Origin of the sequence: Cryobacterium sp. TMT1-3, from assembly GCF_004402315.1 — a bacterium.
GTDB lineage: Bacteria > Actinomycetota > Actinomycetes > Actinomycetales > Microbacteriaceae > Cryobacterium > Cryobacterium luteum.
Window position 1 is genome coordinate 1 of sequence record NZ_SOFW01000007.1, and the last position, 19894, is coordinate 19894.

The following is a 19894-nucleotide window of genomic DNA, read 5'->3' on the forward strand; positions in this document are numbered from 1 at the left end:
ACACCCAAAACCGCGCCTGTTTCTTAACGAACTCATTCTTCAACCACACGTACAACACCTCACAAAAATCGAGTGTTGCGACGACCGGTTGAATCCGCCGTGCCCCAGCGGGCCGCAGGCGCCAATACGAGGAGACGGACATGTCCAACACGTGCATTGGAACCGGCACCACGGACGACCCGTGGGTGCTGTGCACCCCGCCGGGATCGTCGGAGTACCTCATGTATCGCGATGAGGCAGCCAGTCCCCCGGCGCTCATCTGCAAGGTGGGGTCGACCACGCTGTCCTACCGGCTGAGCTCTGTAAAAGATCTGCACGCCATGCTCAAAGAGAACGGCGACTGGGTGGAGTTGGGCGCTGCCGACGAGAAGAAGGAGGCCAAACCCGACACCGTCGAGGCTTGGGGCCGCTCAGAGATCAACCCGGTCGGGGGCTGGTACGGCCTCAAGAAAGGCTTCCGCGGACGCTTCGGCATGTATGTTCCACCATTGCTCGAAGCTCTCGGCCTGGCCGAAGTGGAACACAACCCGCGCAACAACCGAATGCGCGCACTTTAGCCAGAATTTTGCATCGCTACAAGAAATGTCATCTGTATGCGTATCGCGACAATCGTTGACGGACTCGAATCAACTCGGTAATTCCACCCCGAGATCTTTCGTGATGCTCAGGTCGAAAGCCTTCTCGAGGTAAATGCCGCCTTAATTCGAGCCCGGCTGTCTCTGGCCGCTCGTGCTCCCATCTGGCTCTTTGGCGCATTCTTTGTATGGCTCGGAGCCTGCAGCGCACGGGTCTGGTTGGGCTTTCTGGCCGGTCAAATCTGGCGGTGGCCGACCGTGGCACCGTTCCTCACTGCGCCGGTTGCCTTCATTTGGTTCTGGGTGGCCACACGTCTGGTCTGGGCTCTGGAACGGTTCGAAATCGTGCCGAATTGGTTGAGCATGTTGAGCCGCGCCTTCCCAAAGTTCGCTGCTCGAAGCAAGTCAAACCCGAGCACAGCGATTCCCAACGAAACGTAGCAGTTCCGTTGGTCCAGGTAGGGTACGCGAGAGCTGATTCAAACCTAAGAGACTTCTCACGCGGGCCTTGCCTGGGTCTCACCCGTGCGGCCCACACTGGGGCACGGCTTGTGGATCGGGAGGCATCATGAACGTGCGCAACAGCTGGGCTCGGGCGCTGGTCTGGATCGTGGGCGCGGGCGTCGGAGCCGTTGTGCTCGTGGCCATCGCTTCGACGCTCGCTGGATCGCTCGCTATCGCGGAGCAGCCGGGGCGACCCATCGGGGTGCCGGCCGTGTCGGTGCAGCAGCCGGGCGGGGCATCCACTGCGACGGCGACGCCCACGCCGAGCCCTGAACCGACCGGCACGGCGCCGAGCACGAGCCCCGAAGTCGTTCCCGCCCCGGACCCCGTCATCGTGGACGATCACGGCGGCGACACCCCCGGTCACGACGACGACACGGGCGCGGACGATTCCGGCGGCTCCGGGTCGAGCGGCGGGTCCGGAAGTTCGGGCAGCGGCGGCTGAAGCCCATGAGAGTGCTCTCATGCACTTCTCCTGCCGGTCTTATCGGCGTGCGGTTGATTGATCCTGTGGCGATAGACGCCACGGAATCCATCCGCCGCTCGCTCGGCGCCAACGAAAGGGCACCCCATGTTTCAGCTGACGAAGAAGCGCACCCTCACCCTCGCAACCCTCGGCCTCGCCGGCTTGATGTCGGTCGGCGTGATTGCCGCCCAGGCGAACCCCGGCCCGACCCTCCTGGCCCCGACCAGCATCTCCAGCAGCACCCCGGCTGCCACCAATCTGCCCAACACTCCCGACGACAGCGACGGCCGCGTCGGCTCCGGCCATGGCATCGACGACCAGGCCGATGACTCCATGAGCAACGATGTGAACGACGCCCCCGATGACAGCGACGGCCGTGTCGACAGCAACTCCGGCCCCGGGAACGCGGTCACGATCGACGACTCCAGCACCTCCGGCCGCGGAAGCAACTCCGGTCACGACGACTCGGACACCAGCAACTCGGGCAGCGACACGTCGAGCGACGACAACTCGGGCAGCGATGACAGCGGCCACGATGGCAGCGACGACTCCGGCCACGGCAGCGCTCACGAGTAGCCAGGCCGCCGCCACGAAGGGGCTATCGACTCAGCTGAGTCGGTAGCCCATTCCGCGTACCGTCTCGATGCGGTCAGCACCGAATTTGGCGCGCAGATAGCCCACGTAGACGTCGACCACGTTCGACCCGGGATCGAAATCGTAGCCCCAGACCCGGCTGAGCAGCTGTTCGCGGCTCAGAACCTGGTCGGGGTGGCGCAGAAATTCCTCGGCGAGCGCGAATTCTCGGGCCGAGAGGTCGACCTGCCGGCTCCCCACCGTGGCCCGGCGGGTGCGCAGGTCGAGTTGCAGCCCGTCGACGCTGAGCACGGTGTTCGTCGCCCGGGGGGCCTCCACCATACGCAGTCGCACCCGCGCCAACAGCTCGTCGAATCGAAACGGCTTCGACATGTAGTCGTTGGCGCCGCCCTCGAGGCTCGCGAGGGTGTCGTCGGCCGAGTCCCTGGCCGTCAGCACAATCACGGGTAGTTCCGACCCGTCGGCCCGCAGCTGCCGCAGCACCTCGTAGCCGTCGATCCCAGGCAGCCCGATGTCCAGGATCAGCAGATCGAACCCGCCGGTTATCGCGTAGTCGAGGGCATCCGCTCCGGTACCCACCACGACGGTGGCGAAGCCGGCGGCGACGAGCCCCTTCTCCACGAAACTGGCGATGCGGTCTTCATCTTCGGCGATCAGAATGCGGCTCACGAGCGGATGTCCTTCGGGTCGGGGGACGCAGTCGCATCGATGGGAAGGTCGATCGTGAAGGTCGCGCCGCCGCCGGGAGTCGTGCTGACCACGGCCACTCCATGGTGCCCGGCGGCAATGGCCGCCACGATCGCCAGGCCGAGGCCGGAGCCGGCCGGCCCGCGTCCGCGGGTTCCGCGCTGAAACCGATCGAAGACGCGCGGCAGCAGATCGTCACTGATACCCGGCCCGTGATCGCTCACCCAGAGCTGCAGCCGGGGCCGGCCGGCGACATCCGTGGTGAGGGCACTACCCAGCTCGATCACTCCGGTCGGGGCCCCGTGGCTGACCGCGTTGGCCGCGAGTTGCAGCAACGCCTGGGTGAGTTTGTCGGCGTCCACGGGCACGACCACGTCGGCCGTCGCCGAGATGACCCAGCGGTGCGCCGACAGCGCCGCCGCTTTCAGCCGCACCCGCTCCACGAGCGCGGGAATGTCGGTGGGGCCGCGGTTCGCGAGGGCTGACCGTTCCACCTGGGCGAGCGCCGAGATATCCCGCACAAGCCCGCCCATCCGGTCGAGTTCATCGATCGCGAGATCGCGGGTGGCCACCACATCGGCCGTGCTGGCGGGGTTCATCAGCTCAAGATGCCCGCGCACGATGGTGATGGGCGTTTTCAACTCGTGTCCGACATCGTCGAGCAGCCGGCGCTGCCCGGTGAGCGCGCCCTGCAGGCGATCGAGCATATCGTTCACGGTCGACGTCAACGCCGAGACGTCGTCGTGACCGACAACCGGGATGCGTTCGCTCACATCCGACGCGGTGATGCGCGCGGCGGCCTCGCGCAGCGCGCGAATGGGGCGCAATAGTCGACCGGCCACGACCCAGCCGACCAGCCCGACGACGATCAGGGTCACCAGCCCCACGAGCAGATAGGTGCGGGAGGCGTCGGAAACGGACTTCAGTTCGGCGTTGAGGTCGAAGGCGGCAATGAACGTGCCCTGCGCCGGGTCGCCGTCGACGGAAACCGGCACGAAAACGTAGCGCAGCAGCCGGCCCGAGGCTGTGCCAGTGCCGAGCACGACGTCGTCCGCGGCCGTTTCGGCCTCGCTGCGCTGCACGAGCGCGTCATCAACCAGCCGAAAGTCGACCGCGCGCGGTTCCAATGCCGCCACACCGTCGATGACGGCCAGCGTGCTCTCATTGGTTGCCGGGCGTACCCCGGCGATGACGGCGCGCAACACGCCGCGCAGGTCGGTGGCTGGGGAGTCGGCGGCCACGATGCGCACGTCGTCGACGGTGTCGGTGAGCACCGAATCGATCTCGCTCAGCGTGCGTTCACGCTGCACCGCGTAGGCGGTCGTTCCCGCAATGGCCAGCCCGGCCGCCGTCACGAGCAGGATCGCGGCCAGGATGCGCACGCGCACCGACAGCACCGGGCTTCGCCGCCACGCGCGCACACCGATCGGGTCCGACATGCACCCAGTATGGCGGGTGCCGCCGACACAGGAACACGCAGCCGGATGCCGGGCCACTCCAACGCCCCCCTCTTATGGGTGATCCCCATTTGGGGTCGACAGCTGGTGCGACGCCAAATATTGTATTAACACACGCGGCAATTCCGTCCGCTGGATGCGATCGATAACTGGAGTGAAGCATATGATGCGAAGCAAAGTTAAGACCGGCGCCCTCTCGGCGCTTCTGATCGGCACGTTAGTCGGTGTCGGCGGATTCCTGTCGGCCGGTGCAGCCGCCGCCATCGCGCCGGGGCCACTCACGGCGTCCGCGTCAGCGGATGTCGACCGCTGGATCGTTCCGCAGACCCAGCAGGGCGGCGACTATTGGACCCCAGAGCGCATGCAATCCGCCATTCCCGGCGAGCTCTTGGTACAGGACGGCATCGCGCCCGGCGTGATCGGCGACGTGGCAGTCGGCGCCACCTCGCTCGTGGCCCCGCAGAAGGCCGATCCCGATCGGTCCCCCAGGGCCAGCCGGGTCTCCCCCATCTCGCACATCGGCAAGATCTTCTTCACTCTCGGCGGCACCGACTACGTCTGTTCCGGCAACTCCATCTCGGCCGCGAACGAGAACACCGTCGTCACCGCCGGACACTGCGTCAACGAAGGCCCGGGCAACTTCGCCTCGCGCCTGATCTTCGTGCCCGCCTACGAGAACGGGTCGGCACCGTTCGGCCAGTGGAACGCGACCGAGCTCTACGCCCCCACCCAGTGGAGCAACAACGGCGATATCAGCTACGACACCGGCTTCGCCATCGTCTCCTCTCCCACGGGAACCTCTCTGAGCGACAGCGTCGGAGCATCGGGCGTCACGTTCAACCAGAGCCGCGGCCTCACCTACACCGCCTACGGCTACCCGGCGGCTGCGCCCTTCACCGGCGAGACCCTGCAGTCCTGCTACGGCACCGCCAGCGCGGACCCGTACGGACAAAGCCAATCACAGGGAATCCCCTGCGACATGACCGGCGGCTCCTCGGGTGGTCCGTGGATGATCGGCACCGGCTCAAACGGCCTGCAGAACTCGGTGAACAGCTTCGGCTACAACAACATCGCGGACGCGATGTTTGGCCCGTACTGGGGCTCGGTCATCGAGAACGCCTATGTCGCAGCATCCGCTTGATCCCAGCGACGCAACCGACGTTGCCCGCCAGCAGCTGCGCCCCGATTCCGACCAGTGGAATGACAAGCGGATGCGCGCAGCCCGACCGCGCCTCATCCACTTGGCTCCCGACGGGTCACGCGAAACAGCCGACGATCTACCGGAAGCCGACGCGGACAACGCGAAGCCGGCATCCTGACAGCGAGCCTGCACACTGAGAGGGCGCAAATCGAACGTCCGGGGTCTGTTCCGGGTCGATTTGCGCCCCCTCCCAGCGCTGATCGCAGCTACCGGCTCGGAGCAAACTCAGCGACCGTGAATGCGGCCTCTGTAGTGTCCTCAACATCTTGCAGGCTCACGCCGGGGGCGCGCTGGCGCAGCACCAAGCCGGTCGGCGTCACGTCGAAAACGGCAATGTCGCTGATGATGCGGTCGACGACCCGCACCCCGGTCAGCGGCAGGGTGCACTCGGTGACGATCTTCGGGGTGCCGTCCTTGGCCACGTGCTCGGTGAGCACGACCACGCGCGGGGTGCCCGCGACGAGGTCCATAGCGCCGCCCATGCCCTTGACCATTTTGCCGGGGATGGTCCAGTTGGCGAGGTCGCCGAGGCCGGAGACCTGCATGGCACCGAGAATGGCGACCTTCACGTGGCCACCGCGGATCATCCCGAACGAGGTCGCAGAATCGAAGATCGATCCCCCCGGCAGCACGGTGACGGTCTGTTTGCCGGCGTTGATCAGGTCGGCGTCTTCCTCGCCCTCCCACGGGAACGGTCCCATGCCCAGCAGCCCGTTCTCGCTCTGCAGGGTCACTCGAATATCCTCCGGCAAGTTGTTGGCAACGAGCGTCGGAATGCCAATGCCGAGGTTCACGTAGTCGCCGTCGTGCAGTTCCTGCGCCGCGATCGCGGCCATTTCGTCTCTGGTCCAAGCCATGGTGAGTCTCCTTAAGCTCTGGCCAGCACGGGCCGGCTGCGCACGGTGCGCTGTTCGATGTCCTTGACCCGGGCCGAGGCCTGGATCAGGCGCTGCACGTAGACCCCCGGGGTGATCACGTGATTTGGATCGATATCCCCGGGTTCGACGATCACCTCGGCCTCGGCGATCGTTATGCGCCCGGCGGTCGCCACGACCGGGTTGAAGTTGCGGGCGGTGAAGCGGTATTCGAGATTGCCAAGGGTGTCAGCCCGCCAGGCTTTGACCAGCGCGACGTCGGCGACGATGCCGCGCTCCTGCAGGTACGTTTCGCCGTCGAAGTCGGCGAGCGGTTTGCCGTCGGCGATCAGCGTGCCGACGCCGGTCTTGGTGTAAAAAGCGGGAATGCCGGCGCCGCCGGCGCGCAGTCGCTCGGCGAGGGTGCCCTGAGGGCTGAACTCGACCTCGAGCACGCCGGCCAGAAACTGCTCGGCGAACAGCTTGTTCTCGCCGACGTACGAGGCGATGACCTTGCGCACCTGCCCGGCTTCGAGCAGCACACCCAGGCCCTTGCCGTCGACGCCCATATTGTTGGACACGACAGTGAGATCTTTCACACCGGATGCCCGCACCGCGTCAATGAGATCGGCCGGAATTCCGCTGAGCCCGAATCCGCCGACCGCGAGCACCATCCCGTCGTGCAGAACATCGTGCAGCGCCTCTCTCGCGCTGGTCTGTACCTTGGGCATGTTATCTCCTCGCTGAGTGTAAGCCTGTCCATCTTGTGGACATCGGCTCGTTACGTCATCGTATTCAGCCCGTCAGAGCCCTGTCAATTGCCACTTTCTTGTGATTCCACCTCATGAACACTAGGCTGCAAATCATCCACAATATGGACAGAAGGCAAGAAAATGGATGATCGTTCAGCCACCGCGGGGAGCCGTAAGTCACGCAGCAGCCAGCCGGTGCCGCTGACCCAGCACGTGCAGGGCGCCCAGGTCGTCGCCCGCATCGCCCTGCTGCTGCGCCTCGTGGGGCGCAACCCGGCCGGCACACCGCTCGCCGAGATCGTGCGGGACTCCGGCCTGACCCGGCCCACCGTGCACCGGCTGCTCAGCTCACTCGCCGCCGAGGGCCTGCTCGACCACGATGCCGTGCGCCGCACCTGGCACTACGGTCCCGAGGTGTTCGTCATGGGAACCGTCGCCGCCGCCCGCTACCCGATCGAGGAGCTCGCCCGGCCGAGCCTCGTGCGCCTCGCCGAGGAGACCGGCGAAAGTGCGTTCCTCTCCATCCGCCGCGGCGCCGAAACCGTGTGCCTGCTCCGTGAAGAGGGCAGCTTCCCCATCCGCTCCTTCGTGCTGCACGAGGGGGTGCGATTTCCGCTGGGGGTCGCATCCGCTGGACTGGCCATTCTGGCCTACCTGCCCGACACCGAAGTGGATGCCCTGCTCGGCGACACCGTGTCGGCCGACACCGATGCGGACGCATTCGCGGCGCGCTGGGGTCCTCAGCACTCCCCTGCCAGCATCCGCGCCAATCTCGAGCGCACCCGGGAAACCGGTTATGCCGTGAACCCCGGGCTCATTCTGGAGGGCAGCTGGGGCATGGGGGCGGCGATCTTCGACCGCAGCGGCCGCCCCGGCTGGGCGCTCTCGCTCACCGGCATCGAACCGCGGTTCAAGCCGGAGCGGCAGAAGGTGCTCGGCCAGTTGCTGCTCGACGAGGCCAGTCGCATCACCCAGACGCTGCAGCGCCCCCCGATCAACTAGCCTCGGCCGCGAGGAGCCCGGAAACGAGAAAAGTCCCGGCCGAGGCCGGGACTTTTCTTCCAGTGCGAGTGGAGCTTAGGAGATTCGAACTCCTGACCTTCTCATTGCGAACGAGACGCGCTACCAACTGCGCCAAAGCCCCAAACTGCCTTTGAAGAATATCACGGCACGGCCGCCAGTTTCGACGCTTCGCGCCCGAGGCCCGAATTAGACGGCGCGACGACGTCGCAGCACGGCGTCGAGGTCGGTCATGCCTGGGCTGGTCTCCCCGACGATGCCCATCGACGCGAATCGGTTCGGAGCTGCTGCCGCTGCTGCGGGGCGCGCGATCGGCGTGACCGCCCGATTGGCGTCCTCGGCGAGCGCGGCGGCCCGACGAGCGACCTCCGCCTCGGCGGCGGCCTTGCGCAGCTGGTTGGCCGCTTCGACCGAGGCCATCGCCGTCTGCGCAATGGATCCGCGCGAAAGGTGCAGCGCGCGCGGCACCGGCTGCGGCGTCCAGGTTGCCGGCGCGACGGGAGTCGCTTCCAAGTGCACGGGCTCGAAGGGCTGCCCCATGAGCACGGGCAGCTCCACCGGGGCATCCACCCGAACGATCCGGGCCGACCGGGCGACCGTGGCCAGTCGTCCGAGAATTCCGAAGGCGGCGACCATGACGACCCCGCCGCCGACCAGCGCGGTGAACGAGCCGGCGAGGGCGGGAGCGATCCCGGCGACGACCAGAACGAAACCGGCCAGCAGTATCAGCGAGACCAGGCCGCGGAAACGGCGCAGACGGCGCAGCTTGGTCATCGGCGATTCCGGTACGCGCGGCGCGGCTGCCGCGGCCACCGCTGCGGCAGCGCGACGCACCGACGTGGCGGCATCCGCTACCGCCTGCGCTTCAGCCCGGGCATCCTGTTCGACCCGGGCCAGAACACGCTGCTGCTCGGCCACGGTGCGGGCGGTCGCCTCGAGACGCACCTGCTGCGGAACCTCGGCGGTTTCCGCCAGAATGCGCAGTGTCTGCTGCAATCGAACCGCATTTCTTTCGGTCGCCTGATACTGCTTGCGGCGCGACCAGGTGGGCATCAGATAGGCAACCCAGAGCACAGCGGCCACCGCCACCATGACCCCGCCACCCAATGCCTCACTACTCATGTTGACAACGGTAAGAGGCGCTGGTGCATCCACGGCTGATTACTCTCGGTGTGTCACCCAAGTTAATACGCTGATTCCGCCCCCGAACAGGGAATAACGCCTTGGTCATCGGGTGATGACACGCACCGGATGCGCCGCCGACTCCAGATCTGCCGCGGTGACGCTCGCGGCATCCGCTGGGACCAGGCCCTCGTGCCAGCGGCGCAGGACGCCCTGAGTGAGTTCCTCAGCCACGAGGCCGAAGCAGAAGTGGTCGCGCCAGTCACCGTTGATATGGATGTAGCGGCGGCGCAGTCCCTCGTAGCGAAAACCGAGCTTTTCGACGACGCGCAGGCTCGCCTTGTTCTCGGGGCGGATGCAGATCTCCATGCGATGCAAGCCGAGCTGGTAGAAGCAGTAGTCGGTCGCGAGCGCCACGGCCGTCGGCGTGACCGACAGGCCCGCGAACCTTTCGCTCACCCAATACCCGATAGTGGCCGACGACAGTGACCCCCAGGTGATCGACGACACGTTCAGCTGGCCGGCCAGCTCACCGTCCTGTTCCACGATGAATGGCAGGCCGTTGCCCGAACGCGAATGGGTCAACAGGCTACGGATGCTCGCGCTGGTATCGAACGACATCGGCGCGTAGGGGTTGGTCGCCTCCCATTTGCGCAACCACGAGCGGTTCGCCAGCAGTTCGCCCTCGAGCGCGCGCGAATCGCGCAGTCGGATGGGACGCAGGGTGACTGCCCCCTCGCGGAGGGTCGGAATTGCGATCGGCACGGTTCGCCTGTCTGTCGTGGTCTGAAAAGCCCGGTGGGGCTGGGCTGCGTTGTGGACTGGTGCGGCGTTAGTCGAGTGTGGCGACGAATTCGTGCAGCCACGGTTTGAGGTCGGCACCGAGATCGTCACGATCGACGGCGAGCTGGACGATGGCCTTGATATAGTCGAGCCGGTCGCCGGTGTCGTAGCGACGCCCCCGAAAGATGAGGCCGAACACGCCGCCGGTGGACTCCGGGTTTACAGCCATCTCCTGCAGTGCATCGGTCAGCTGAATCTCGTTGCCCTTGCCGGGCGCCGTGTGTTCCAGAATATCGAAAACTTCAGGCCGCAACACGTAGCGGCCGATGATGGCAAGATTGGATGGGGCGTCTTCGGTGCTGGGCTTCTCGACCAGGCCGGTGATGCGCACGACGTCAGGGTCGTCGGTGGCTTCGACCGCGGCCGCGCCGTACATGTGAATCTGAGCGGGATCGACCTCGAGCAGCGCCACGATGCTGGCGCCGCGCTTGACCTGCTCCTCGAGCATGCGGGTCAGCAGGGGGTCGCGGGCGTCGATGATGTCGTCACCGAGCAGCACCGCGAACGGCTCGTTGCCCACGTGCATGCGCGCGCGCAGCACAGCGTGACCGAGCCCGCGCGGGTCGCCCTGGCGCACATAGTGGATGTCGGCGAGCTCGTTGGATTCGCGTACCTTGGCGAGCCGGGTCTGGTCGCCCTTGCGTTCCAGCATCGCCTCGAGCTCGGTCATGCGGTCGAAGTGGTTCTCTAGGGCGTTCTTGTTGCGCCCGGTAACCATCAGGACATCGCTGAGGCCGGCCGCGACGGCTTCCTCGACGACGTACTGAATGGCCGGCTTGTCAACGACGGGGAGCATCTCCTTCGGCATGGCCTTGGTCGCTGGGAGGAAGCGTGTTCCGAGTCCAGCTGCGGGAATGACGGCTTTAGTTATCGGGGTACCCATGGGCACTAGGTTAGTGGCAAGTAGGATGCCTTATATGGACTCCGACATAGCTCATCGAAAGCGTGCGCTGAGAGCGGAATTACGCGAACGCCGCCAGAACCTGACCTCGTCGGAACGCGAATCGGCCACAGCGGGATTCACGCAAAACCTGCAAAGCCTTGTTCTTGACCTGTCAGCGCGGTCGATCTCCTGCTACCTGTCGGCCCGCCACGAACCCGATACCCGACCCTTTCTCAACTGGGCTACGGCAGAGGGCATCCGTATTCTGTTTCCTATTTCGCGCGAGGACGGCCTGCTCGATTGGACCGTCGGCACGGGAGATGAGGAATTCACCGGGATCTCCGGCATGCCGGAAGCGGTGGGAACACTACTCGGGCCCATCGCCATCAACGACGTCGACCTCATCATTGTTCCGGCGGCGGCCGTCGACGAATCAGGCCTGCGCATGGGCTGGGGTCGCGGCTACTTCGACAAGACCCTCGGCTCGATGGAAAAATGCCCGCCGGTGTACGCCGTCGTCTACGACAGCGAATTCCTCGAGGAAGTTCCGCGCGAGGTGCACGACCAGCCGGTCAACGGCCTCGTCACGCCGACCCGAATCATCGCTTTCTGACCGTTTTCACTGCCGGCGACCCCGGTTCTGAACCTGCGGAGGCCTGAGCGCGCCTAACCTTAGTCTTGGCAGGCGTTTGCCTGTCGGCTCAACCAGCTGGAGATGCAGTGCCTACCTACTCTTATCGTTGCACCGAGTGCGACACCGCCTTCGACATCCAGCAGGCCTTCACCGACCATTCGCTCACGGTGTGCCCCACCTGCCAGGGAAAGCTGCGCAAGGTCTTCTCGTCGATCGGCGTGACCTTCAGCGGCTCCGGTTTCTACAGCAACGACTCCAAGTCGGAGTCGAAGCGTTCCAACCCCAACCTCGACCGTAAGGCGAGCGAAAAGCCTGCCGACAAGACCACCTCGGCGGCGAGCAAACCCGCCGAGAAGAAGTCCGAGAGCACCCCCGCCAAGAAGGAGACCTCGTCCTCCTCGTCTTCGGTTCCGGCCGCAAAGGCGTCTTAGACGCATGGCGCTGACCAAGACGGTCTCTCAAGTCATTCGATTGGAGCACCCTGTGATCAACGGTTTCAAAGAATTCATCATGCGCGGCAACGTCATCGACCTCGCCGTCGCCGTCGTCATCGGCACGGCGTTCACCGCGCTGGTCACCGCCATCGTCACGAGCATCTTCAACCCGCTCATCGCCGCTATCTTCAGCGCCGATTCGCTGGCTGGCGCCCTGCGCGTGCCCCTGCCCGGTGATGGCTACATCGCGTTCGGAGTGGTCATCGGCGCGCTGATCAACTTTCTGCTGATCGCGGCCGTCGTCTATTTCGTGATCGTGCTGCCGCTGAACAAACTTAAGGAAGCCCAGGATCGTCGCCGCTCCGCTGGCGTCTCCTCCGCCGTGGTGCCCGATCCCACGACCGAACTCGATCTGCTCACCGAGATCCGGGACCTGCTCGCCAAGTCTGCCACTGCCGAGCAGGGTCCCAAGCACTAGCAACTACCAGTGCGGCGGGCGATCCTGCCGCAGTTGGGCGTCGTTCGCGCTCGGCGCGCTGCCGGTGTGGGCCACTCCGCCGTCTTCGCGCAGCACCGGCGGGTGCGGATTCGGATCGGTATCCGGTGCCGGCAGCAGCCTGGCGCGCCGCGCCCTACCCGCAGCTTTCACGATCGGCTGACGCTCCGTACCGAGGCGCGGTGTGTCGTCGGCGCTCACGCTCCGGGTCGTTTCGGGGCGATCGTGGGAGCGTCACGGCTGGCGAAGGCGCGGGGGGCGGCATCCGCTTGGGGAACGCCGGCGATCGCGGCCACGCGTGCCGCGACGGCGTCGGGGTTGCTGAACAGTTCGAAGCTGTGCACGCGCAGGTAGTGCCAGCCCAAACGGCGCAGCACTTCGGGCCGCAGTCGCAGCGACTCGCGCAGGCTCGCACGATTGATGACGGCATCCGTTTCGACGACGATGGCGCGGGTGCCGTAGGAGGCGGCGAGGGCGAGCTTGCCGCGGTGGCCGAGGCGCACGGTGAGGCCGAGCTTTTCGAGGCGACCACCAAGGTCGACCAGCATTGCCTCGCTCGCGTCGGGAACCTGCACTTCGTCACGGCGAGCTTCGGTCTCGCTGAGCACCTGCGAGAGCGCGAGGATGCCGTGACGCTGGCGGTCCTCGTCGATGTCGGCTGGACGAAAGCAGGAGACGATGTCGAGGGCACGTCGGGCCCGGGTCATGCCGATCGCGAGCAGGCGTTCGCCGCCCGGCTCGCCGAGTGAACCGAAGTTCGACAGCAGGCGTCCGTGCGGGGTGCGGCCGTAGCCGATCGAGAAGATGACCCGGTCGCGGCTCTGCGCCACGGCCTGCTCGAGGGTGAGCACGGTGAACGGTTCGCTGCGGTCTTTCAGGATGAAGTCCGAGAGGTCTGTGCGCTTGGCGAACGCGACGAGCACGGCCTGCTGCACGCGCACGGCGTGCCGGGTGCTCGCGGTGATCACCATGAGCGATTCCCGCGGGCGTTTGGAGGCGTGGTCGAGCACGAGGTCGACGACCTTGACGACCTCAGCGTCAACGCTCTCGATGGCACCGCTGTCGGCGTCGGGCATGCCGCGACCGCCGGCCACATAGTTGATGGTGAGGCTGCCATGGCCAAGAAAGCTTCCGGCCCAGGGCAGGGAGTCGATGCGTCCGCCGTAGAAACGATGATTGACGAGTTCGGCGAGGTCTTCGCCGCCGGCCCGGTAGCTGCGGGTGAGCGTGAGCGTGGGCAGCAGCTCGCCCAGTCGGGCCAGAGCGGAGTCAGCGTGCAGGGCATCGACCGACACATCGGGCGCAACCGCGGCCTCCCCTGAGGCGGCGATTCCGGTTTCGAACGCTGACGGGGTCTGGGTGACCGGATCGCCGAACGCCACGATCTGACGGCCGCGACGAATCGCGCCGACGTTTTCGGCGAGGGTGGTCGCGCCGGCGTCGACGAGCAGCACGGTGTCGAAGGTGATCTGGTCGCTGATCCCGGCGATTTCGTAGGGCGAAGCGAGCCAGACCGGCGCGAGCACACGGCCCAGGTGCGGGGCAACCTCGTTGAGCCGGGCCGGGGTGGCCCGGTCGGCCCGCAGCAGGCGGCGCAGCTGGTCGGCTTCCTCGGGAAAATCTACGACACCGATCTTCCAGGTTTCAGCGAGCAGCCAGGCCAGCAGCTTGCCGCTAGCGGATGCGTGCGCCTCGTCAACGAGTTTGAAATCGGCCTCGAGGCGGTCCAGTACCTGGGTGTTGGCGCCCAGCAGGGCCCGGTCGCTCGCGAGCATGATTTCGAGCACAGACTGCCACCAGGCGAGTTCGAGCTCGGCGGCGACGTTCTCCTCCGACACGTGGCGCTGGGACAGGTCGGTCATGAGCGGGTCGAGGTTGTGCTCGCGCAGCGTCGCCAGCAGCGCGGTGCGCTCGTGCAGGTTGGCGAGCACCTCGCTCTCGGCGGCGAGGCCGGAGATCATCGAGGCGAGCTCGCCGATCTGGCGCCCAGCCAGCACGCGCGGCGTTCCGGTGGTGCCGAGCGGGATGTCGAGCAGGCCGAGGTCTTCCGAGACGCGCTGGAAGGCGACGTGCACATCGTTGATGCCGACCGGCACCTCGGGAGTAACGCCGGCGGCCGCGTAGCGCTGCCAGAGCGTGCGCTGGCTCTGAATGCGGCGCAGGCTCTCGTTCATGTCGGTGACGCGCACGCCGGGGCGCTGATATTCCTCGGCGAGCTTCCGCAGCCTCCGGCGACTGGCCGAGCTCATCTCGGACGATTCGCGGCGCGACGAGGTGGCAGCGATCAGCTCGGTGAGTGACCGGTCGTAGACGCCGGGCTGGAATTTGTCGAGGGTTTCGCGAATGTCCAGCAGCAGACGCAGGTAGATGCCGAGTTCATTGATCGTCTCGAACGGGCGCAGCCGGGTCTGGCCGATCAGGCCGTTGGCGCGTTCGAGCAGCCTCGGCAGTTCGATCTGGTTGATGCGTTTGGCGAGCTGGTGCGAGTTGGAGGCATCCGCTGTGGAGGTGAACGATGCGCCATACCAGGGCGAGTCGCCGGGGCCGTAGCGGAATTCGCCGAGAATGGCGGCCTTGATCAGGGTGTTGGCGGCGGCCGAACGGGAATGAGCGAGCAGTTCGAGGGCGTGCCGGTCGAGGCGGGCGGTCGTCGACGGCGGCTCGGGCAGCTGGGCGAGCCGGGCGAGTTCGCCCAGCGCGTCGAGCACCGAGACTCCGAGCGCCGAGTCGCGGCGGGTGAGCGCAGACCGGTAGTCGAGCAGCACCTTGCGCAGCCGCACGAGGGCGTCGTCGACGTCGCCGACCCGCGGCTGGGCCGCTTTCTCGTTGCGGGTGATCGACTGGATCAGGTCGCGGCGCAGGGTGCGCGGGGTCACGGCGATGCCGGGCAGGCCCACCTGCACGAGCCGGCCGTGGATGCCGTCCAGGCTTGATCGGCGGGCGCTCACCACGAGCACCCGCTTGTGCTGGGCGACGAGCGAGCCGATCGCGTTGACGATGGTCTGGGTGCCGCCGGTTCCGGGCAGCGTCTTCACGACGAGGGAGTTGCCTGCCGCGATCTGCGCGACGACGTTCTCCTGTTCGGGGTCAGCATCGCCGAGCAGCGTGTCGGTGGCCGGTGGGCGGGCGTCCTGCCCGATCGGAACCACGGGGTTGTAGGCGGTCTCGATGTTGCGCTTGGCGGTCATGTTGCCGGCGACGGCGTCCAGCACCGGGTGGTCGAGGTTCGACGCGTCGGCGGCGAGCGCCGGGCCGCAGGAGGCGAACGACGAGACGACGAGGCGGGGAACGACGTTGAACCACGGCAGGTGCGAGGTCAGGCCACGCAGGCGGTCGATAACCGGCTGCGGCTTGAACGCGCCGTTGGTGACGGCGAGCGCCACGAAGGCATCGGCGTCGAGCACGATCTGAAACTGGTCTTTCAGGGCGCGGGCAAGTTCCGGGTTGAGGAACGGCTGGCCCTTGAGCTTGAGTTCGTAGTCGCGGCCGTAGCGACGGATCGCGAGGGGGCGCAGCAGCACCGGGGCGCTGTAGTCAACGTCTTGATAGCGCCACTCGGCGAGGCCGATGGCGAGGTTGACCGATTCGATGCCGCGCATGGAGCGCAGTTCGATGCCCTTCTGGGTGATCTCGTTCGCCGCCAGGCGGGCGTTGCGCAGAGCGAGTTCGTCGCGAATGAGGTTGGACAGCAGCGTGGTCTTGCCGATGATGAACTGCGGCAGGCCGCCGGGATGGGTGGCGCTGAGCTCGATGCGGGTGCGGGCTTCGTCGGTGAAGTGCAGCAGCGGGGAGCGACCGCCGAGCGCGACGAGTTCGTCGCGCCAGCGCTGCCAGACCGGCTCGGCGATGTTGCCGGCGGTGAACGTCGGGTCGCCCAGACTGAGGTTGTGGGGACTGGTCACGTTTTGCGGGTCGACGGGAGTGACGTCCAGGTACTTGGAAAGCACGTCGTCGTCGTCTTGTTTTCTATCGAGGTGCCACACAGGGATACCCTAATTGGCAAACCACCGGTTTCCGCTGAGGCGGTCGGGGTTTCGCGCGTTTGCGCTCCAATCTCGCGGTTCACAGCCAGTCCCTTCGTTTGAACACCACGTACAGGCTGACACCCATCGCGATCATCAGGCTGAGGGCAAAGGGGTAGCCCAGGGTCCAGTGCAGCTCGGGCATGTGGTCAAAATTCATGCCGTAAATGGTGCCGACCAGCGTCGGAGCGAACAGAATGGCGGCCCAGCTTGAGATCTTCTTGACCTCTTCACTCTGCGCCAGGCTGGTCTCCGACAGGTGCCGCATCTCGTCGTTCTGCCGCTGGCCGACCAGGGTGCTGTGCACGGTGAGGGCGTTCTGCAGCAGCTGCCGAAACGCGTCGCCTCGCTCCACGACCCGCAGGGTGTGGTCGAGCACGTCACGCAGGTGCCGGTGCAGTTCCAGATCCACGTTGTACTTGTCGAAGCCGCGCTGCATGGCCTCGAACATGTTCACGAGCGGCTGCGTAGCCCGCTGAAACTCGATCACCTCGCGCGACAGGGCGTAGATGCGACGGGAGACCTCCGGGTCGCCGTCGAACAACTGGTCTTCGATTTCGTCGATGTCGTTCTCCAGGCCGGCGACGACCGGTCCGTACTCGTCGACGACCTGGTCGAGAATCGCGTACAGCACGGCTTCCGGGCCGAGGGCGAGCAGGTGCGGCGTCTGTTCCATGCGCTCCCGCACCAGCGCGAGGTTAGGCGATTCTGCATGGCGAATGGTCACGACGAAATCCGGACCGACGAACACGTGGAGCTCACCGAACTCGACGCGTTCCTCGTCGTCCATATAACGGGCCGGGCGCAGCACCACAAACAGAATGTCGCCGTACCGCTCGATTTTCGACCTCTGGTGACCCGCCAGCGCGTCTTCCACGGCCAAATGGTGCAGGCTGAATTCGGTGGCGACCGCCCGCACTTCCTCCTCGCTCGGCCGGTACAGGCCGATCCAGCCGAAGCCCTTCTTCTGTTTCATCACTTCGAAGGTCTCGTCGAGGCTCGGCGGCGTCGCCACCCGGTGCCCGTCTACATAGACCGCGTTGTCCACCAGCGCCATGGCTCTCCTTACTCGATATTCCAGTGTGTCACCCGCGCGGGGTGCCCGGTAACGTTCAAGGGTGATGCAAACGGATGTCTTCCTCGGTCTGGCACCGCGAGCGCCGCTCCCCCAGAGCGACCGCCTACGGCTCGCCGCCGCGGTCGCCCGGGCCTGCGCCGTTGACCTCGCCACGATCACCATCGAACAACGCTGTGAACGATGCGGCGGCCCGCACGGCCGACCCCGGGTGCTGACGCCGCCGGGCACCTTCGTGAGCCTGAGCCGCGCCGGCCCAATAGCGGTCGTGGCGGTGTCGCTGGTCGGGCCGATCGGCGTCGACATTGAGACGGTCAGCGCGGTCAGCCGCGCCGGGTTCGACGACGTCGCGTTCAACGACGCCGAACGCGCAACCCTGGCGTCGTTGCCCGCCGCCAACCGCGACCACGCCCGCGCGATCCATTGGACAGCGAAGGAAGCGCTGCTCAAACTCTCGGGTGAGGGGTTGACGGTGGATCCGCGGGAGCTGACCGTGGGGTTCGACTCGGGTGCGACAGGCTCCGGAGCCGGGGTTGGGACTGAAGCCGGAGCCGACGCCGGAGTGGGGACTGGGGGCGGAGCCGAAACAAGGGTTGGGGGCGGAGCCGGGGTTGGGGCCGGAGCATCCGTTCTGCTGGGCTGGCCGGGTGCGACCCTCGATCTCGGCCAGGTGTACCTGGCGAACTTCGATGCGGGCCCCGGCCTGGTCGGCACGGTGGCCGTACTCAGCTCGACGGCGCCCACGGTCAAGCTGCGCCGCGAACCGTGAAGCCGGGCCATCCGTTTCACGCCGCGCGGGAGGTGCGCCGCTGCGTGTGAGGTGTCAAGTCCCGGGTTTTGTGGAGGCCAGAGGCTATCCCAAGTCGCCAACTCCCGCGTAGCGCATCTCGGCACCCCAGAGCGCCCCGGGCGCAGCGCACCTCTCGTGCTGAGCGCTCAGAGGCTCGGCAGCGCGCTCTGCTGCACCCAGCGGGCGACGAAACCACCGATTGCGCGGCTGCCGGTGTGTTCGGCGAAGAACTGCACGAAGTCGTCGGTCGACACGTGCCCGTGCCGCCGGGCAGCGGTGTAGGCGCGCAAGGCAGCGAAAAACGCCTCGTCACCGAGCGAGCGGCGGATAGCGTGCAGGGCGAGCGCACCGCGCTTGTAGACCCGGTCGTCGAAGAGGTCGTGCGGGCCGGGGTCGCCGACCACGATGTCACGGGGCAGCGCCTGGATCTTGCCCCGGTGCAGGGCGGCGAGCTGGTCGACGGTGCGCCCGCCGCGCTGCTCCTCCCATAGCCATTCGGCGTAGCAGGCGAAGCCCTCCTGCAGCCAGATATCCTGCCACCGGGCCACGGTGAGGCTGTTGCCGTACCACTGATGGGCCAGTTCGTGGGCGATCAGCCGGTCTTCGCCGTGGTTGCCGTCCACGTGGTTGCTGCCGAACACAGCGAGGCCGTGCGCCTCGAGCGGAATCTCCAGCTCGTCGTCGGTGACCACGACCGAGTACGAGGGGAACGGATACGGCCCGAACCGGTCGGCGAAAAACGTGATCATCTCGGTCAGGCGGGCGAAGTCGGTGCCGACGCGGGTCGCCAGCCGGGCCGGAAAGTACAGGCTGTGGGCCACGGGAACGGCGGCCAGGTCGCGGCGGCGGTAGCGACCGATCAGCACGGTGGCGAGGTAGGTCGCCATCGGCTCGCGCACGTCGAAGGTCCAACTGGTGCGGCCCGACCGGCTCGATCGGTTCGACAACACCCCGTTCGACACCACGGTGTACCCCGATTCGCAGGCGATCGTGATGCGGTAGCTGGCTTTGTTGCTGGGGTGATCGTTACACGGAAACCACGAGGCCGCACCGCACGGCTGCCCGGAGACGAGCACGCCGTCGTCGAGTTCTTCCCAGCCGACGTCGCCCCAGGCACTATGCACCGGATGCGGCGCCCCGCGATAGCGCACCACCACCTTGAACGTCGCCCCGGCTTCCACCGGAATGCCGAGCGAAATCACGAGTTTGCGGGCGTTGTGGGTGACCTTGCTGGGGCGCGCGCCGTTCACCGTCACCTTCTCCATGCTCAGCCCGGCGAAATCAAGGCTGAACCGGTCGAGACGCATCAAGGCCCGCGCGGTGATGGTCGCGGTCGCGTTCAACCGGTTGGTGGCCACCCGATAGTCCAGGCTCAGGTCGTAGTGTTCGGCGAGGTAGCCACCGTTTCCACCGGTGGGAATGTAGGGGTCGCCGGCGCTGGCCGAACCGAAGGTCGTCTGCACAGTCTGGGCCATTGCTTTACTA

21 protein-coding genes and 1 tRNA gene are annotated in these 19894 nt (G+C 66.4%); 10 read left to right on the forward strand and 12 right to left on the reverse strand.

Annotated elements, in window-relative coordinates; genetic code table 11:
* Positions 1-140 precede the first annotated feature (140 nt).
* From E3O25_RS02935 to E3O25_RS02945, 3 genes are all read left to right on the forward strand, one after another.
* Positions 141-557, forward strand: a complete 417-nt coding sequence (locus E3O25_RS02935; protein WP_174721703.1) for a DUF6855 family protein — start codon at positions 141-143, stop codon at positions 555-557.
* Between the two features lie 586 nt (positions 558-1143).
* A complete protein-coding gene (locus tag E3O25_RS02940; protein WP_092109715.1) occupies positions 1144-1524 on the forward strand; it encodes a hypothetical protein in 381 nt (126 codons plus the stop codon).
* Between the two features lie 126 nt (positions 1525-1650).
* Complete coding sequence (locus E3O25_RS02945) at positions 1651-2121, forward strand: hypothetical protein (RefSeq protein WP_134360409.1); 471 nt, start codon at positions 1651-1653, stop codon at positions 2119-2121.
* Positions 2122-2151: 30 nt separating this feature from the next.
* On the opposite strand, the gene E3O25_RS02950 is transcribed toward E3O25_RS02945, so the two are convergent.
* Together E3O25_RS02950 and E3O25_RS02955 are read right to left on the reverse strand one after the other, a co-directional pair.
* A complete protein-coding gene (locus tag E3O25_RS02950) occupies positions 2152-2808 on the reverse strand; it encodes a response regulator transcription factor (protein ID WP_134360410.1) in 657 nt (218 codons plus the stop codon).
* Positions 2805-4265, reverse strand: a complete 1461-nt coding sequence (locus tag E3O25_RS02955) for a HAMP domain-containing sensor histidine kinase (RefSeq protein WP_134360411.1) — start codon at positions 4263-4265, stop codon at positions 2805-2807. The genes E3O25_RS02950 and E3O25_RS02955 overlap by 4 nt, the downstream gene beginning before the upstream one ends.
* Positions 4266-4449: 184 nt before the next feature.
* Here E3O25_RS02955 and E3O25_RS02960 point away from each other — a divergent pair, with 184 nt between their 5' ends.
* Both E3O25_RS02960 and E3O25_RS02965 read left to right on the forward strand, forming a co-directional pair.
* The gene (locus tag E3O25_RS02960; protein ID WP_134360412.1) at positions 4450-5424 is read left to right on the forward strand and encodes a serine protease; all 975 of its coding nucleotides are present in this window, start codon (positions 4450-4452) and stop codon (positions 5422-5424) included.
* Positions 5405-5602, forward strand: coding sequence for a hypothetical protein (locus E3O25_RS02965; protein ID WP_134360413.1), 198 nt, complete (start codon positions 5405-5407; stop codon positions 5600-5602). Before E3O25_RS02960 ends, E3O25_RS02965 begins: the two co-directional genes overlap by 20 nt.
* A gap of 88 nt (positions 5603-5690) precedes the next feature.
* Here E3O25_RS02965 and E3O25_RS02970 read toward each other — a convergent pair whose 3' ends face one another.
* Positions 5691-6341 carry a CoA transferase subunit B gene (locus E3O25_RS02970; protein ID WP_134360414.1) on the reverse strand — a complete coding sequence of 217 codons (651 nt, stop codon included), beginning with the start codon at positions 6339-6341 and terminating at the stop codon, positions 5691-5693.
* Positions 6342-6352: 11 nt separating this feature from the next.
* A complete protein-coding gene (locus tag E3O25_RS02975) occupies positions 6353-7069 on the reverse strand; it encodes a CoA transferase subunit A (RefSeq protein WP_092109702.1) in 717 nt (238 codons plus the stop codon).
* Positions 7070-7231: 162 nt separating this feature from the next.
* Between E3O25_RS02975 and E3O25_RS02980 the strand changes: the two genes are divergently transcribed.
* Positions 7232-8092 (forward strand): IclR family transcriptional regulator, encoded by an 861-nt coding sequence (locus E3O25_RS02980; RefSeq protein WP_134360415.1) that lies wholly within the window; start codon positions 7232-7234, stop codon positions 8090-8092.
* A gap of 69 nt (positions 8093-8161) precedes the next feature.
* Here the strand turns inward: E3O25_RS02980 and E3O25_RS02985 are convergent.
* From E3O25_RS02985 to galU, 4 genes are all read right to left on the reverse strand, one after another.
* Positions 8162-8234, reverse strand: a tRNA-Ala gene (locus E3O25_RS02985).
* Positions 8235-8299: 65 nt separating this feature from the next.
* Complete coding sequence (locus E3O25_RS02990) at positions 8300-9232, reverse strand: hypothetical protein (protein ID WP_134360416.1); 933 nt, start codon at positions 9230-9232, stop codon at positions 8300-8302.
* Positions 9233-9337: 105 nt separating this feature from the next.
* The gene (locus E3O25_RS02995; protein WP_134360417.1) at positions 9338-9997 is read right to left on the reverse strand and encodes a GNAT family N-acetyltransferase; all 660 of its coding nucleotides are present in this window, start codon (positions 9995-9997) and stop codon (positions 9338-9340) included.
* A gap of 67 nt (positions 9998-10064) precedes the next feature.
* The gene (gene galU, locus E3O25_RS03000; protein ID WP_092109686.1) at positions 10065-10958 is read right to left on the reverse strand and encodes a UTP--glucose-1-phosphate uridylyltransferase GalU; all 894 of its coding nucleotides are present in this window, start codon (positions 10956-10958) and stop codon (positions 10065-10067) included.
* Positions 10959-10992: 34 nt separating this feature from the next.
* On the opposite strand from galU, the gene E3O25_RS03005 reads away from it, so the two are divergent.
* From E3O25_RS03005 to mscL, 3 genes are all read left to right on the forward strand, one after another.
* Positions 10993-11571 (forward strand): 5-formyltetrahydrofolate cyclo-ligase, encoded by a 579-nt coding sequence (locus tag E3O25_RS03005; RefSeq protein ID WP_134360418.1) that lies wholly within the window; start codon positions 10993-10995, stop codon positions 11569-11571.
* 107 nt (positions 11572-11678) lie between these two features.
* Positions 11679-12023, forward strand: coding sequence for an FmdB family zinc ribbon protein (locus E3O25_RS03010; protein ID WP_092109680.1), 345 nt, complete (start codon positions 11679-11681; stop codon positions 12021-12023).
* 4 nt (positions 12024-12027) lie between these two features.
* A complete protein-coding gene (mscL, locus tag E3O25_RS03015) occupies positions 12028-12504 on the forward strand; it encodes a large conductance mechanosensitive channel protein MscL (protein ID WP_241983789.1) in 477 nt (158 codons plus the stop codon).
* A gap of 3 nt (positions 12505-12507) precedes the next feature.
* Here the strand turns inward: mscL and E3O25_RS03020 are convergent, their stop codons facing one another.
* The 3 genes from E3O25_RS03020 to E3O25_RS03030 form a co-directional block, all read right to left on the reverse strand.
* The gene (locus E3O25_RS03020; RefSeq protein ID WP_092109675.1) at positions 12508-12723 is read right to left on the reverse strand and encodes a hypothetical protein; all 216 of its coding nucleotides are present in this window, start codon (positions 12721-12723) and stop codon (positions 12508-12510) included.
* Positions 12720-16505, reverse strand: a complete 3786-nt coding sequence (locus E3O25_RS03025; protein WP_134360419.1) for an ATP-binding protein — start codon at positions 16503-16505, stop codon at positions 12720-12722. The genes E3O25_RS03020 and E3O25_RS03025 overlap by 4 nt, the downstream gene beginning before the upstream one ends.
* 79 nt (positions 16506-16584) lie before the next feature.
* Positions 16585-17601 carry a magnesium and cobalt transport protein CorA gene (locus tag E3O25_RS03030; RefSeq protein ID WP_092109672.1) on the reverse strand — a complete coding sequence of 339 codons (1017 nt, stop codon included), beginning with the start codon at positions 17599-17601 and terminating at the stop codon, positions 16585-16587.
* Between the two features lie 64 nt (positions 17602-17665).
* Here E3O25_RS03030 and E3O25_RS03035 point away from each other — a divergent pair, with 64 nt between their 5' ends.
* Positions 17666-18388: a 4'-phosphopantetheinyl transferase superfamily protein gene (locus E3O25_RS03035; protein ID WP_241988478.1), complete on the forward strand. Its 723-nt coding sequence runs from the start codon at positions 17666-17668 to the stop codon at positions 18386-18388.
* 167 nt (positions 18389-18555) lie between these two features.
* Here the strand turns inward: E3O25_RS03035 and E3O25_RS03040 are convergent, their stop codons facing one another.
* Positions 18556-19884, reverse strand: coding sequence for a M1 family metallopeptidase (locus E3O25_RS03040; RefSeq protein WP_092109666.1), 1329 nt, complete (start codon positions 19882-19884; stop codon positions 18556-18558).
* Between the last annotated feature and the right edge of the window lie 10 nt (positions 19885-19894).

What these genes read in the sequence shown, in the direction of transcription:
- E3O25_RS02935 (WP_174721703.1), top strand. Translation starts at nt 141, where the DNA reads ATGTCCAACACGTGCATTGGAACCGGCACCACGGACGACCCGTGGGTG.
- E3O25_RS02940 (WP_092109715.1), top strand. Translation starts at nt 1,144, where the DNA reads ATGAACGTGCGCAACAGCTGGGCTCGGGCGCTGGTCTGGATCGTGGGC.
- E3O25_RS02945 (WP_134360409.1), top strand. Translation starts at nt 1,651, where the DNA reads ATGTTTCAGCTGACGAAGAAGCGCACCCTCACCCTCGCAACCCTCGGC.
- E3O25_RS02955 (WP_134360411.1), bottom strand. Translation starts at nt 4,265, where the DNA reads ATGTCGGACCCGATCGGTGTGCGCGCGTGGCGGCGAAGCCCGGTGCTG.
- E3O25_RS02960 (WP_134360412.1), top strand. Translation starts at nt 4,450, where the DNA reads ATGCGAAGCAAAGTTAAGACCGGCGCCCTCTCGGCGCTTCTGATCGGC.
- E3O25_RS02965 (WP_134360413.1), top strand. Translation starts at nt 5,405, where the DNA reads ATGTCGCAGCATCCGCTTGATCCCAGCGACGCAACCGACGTTGCCCGC.
- E3O25_RS02970 (WP_134360414.1), bottom strand. Translation starts at nt 6,341, where the DNA reads ATGGCTTGGACCAGAGACGAAATGGCCGCGATCGCGGCGCAGGAACTG.
- E3O25_RS02975 (WP_092109702.1), bottom strand. Translation starts at nt 7,069, where the DNA reads ATGCCCAAGGTACAGACCAGCGCGAGAGAGGCGCTGCACGATGTTCTG.
- E3O25_RS02980 (WP_134360415.1), top strand. Translation starts at nt 7,232, where the DNA reads ATGGATGATCGTTCAGCCACCGCGGGGAGCCGTAAGTCACGCAGCAGC.
- E3O25_RS02990 (WP_134360416.1), bottom strand. Translation starts at nt 9,232, where the DNA reads ATGAGTAGTGAGGCATTGGGTGGCGGGGTCATGGTGGCGGTGGCCGCT.
- galU (WP_092109686.1), bottom strand. Translation starts at nt 10,958, where the DNA reads ATGGGTACCCCGATAACTAAAGCCGTCATTCCCGCAGCTGGACTCGGA.
- E3O25_RS03005 (WP_134360418.1), top strand. Translation starts at nt 10,993, where the DNA reads ATGGACTCCGACATAGCTCATCGAAAGCGTGCGCTGAGAGCGGAATTA.
- mscL (WP_241983789.1), top strand. Translation starts at nt 12,028, where the DNA reads ATGGCGCTGACCAAGACGGTCTCTCAAGTCATTCGATTGGAGCACCCT.
- E3O25_RS03030 (WP_092109672.1), bottom strand. Translation starts at nt 17,601, where the DNA reads ATGGCGCTGGTGGACAACGCGGTCTATGTAGACGGGCACCGGGTGGCG.
- E3O25_RS03035 (WP_241988478.1), top strand. Translation starts at nt 17,666, where the DNA reads ATGCAAACGGATGTCTTCCTCGGTCTGGCACCGCGAGCGCCGCTCCCC.
- E3O25_RS03040 (WP_092109666.1), bottom strand. Translation starts at nt 19,884, where the DNA reads ATGGCCCAGACTGTGCAGACGACCTTCGGTTCGGCCAGCGCCGGCGAC.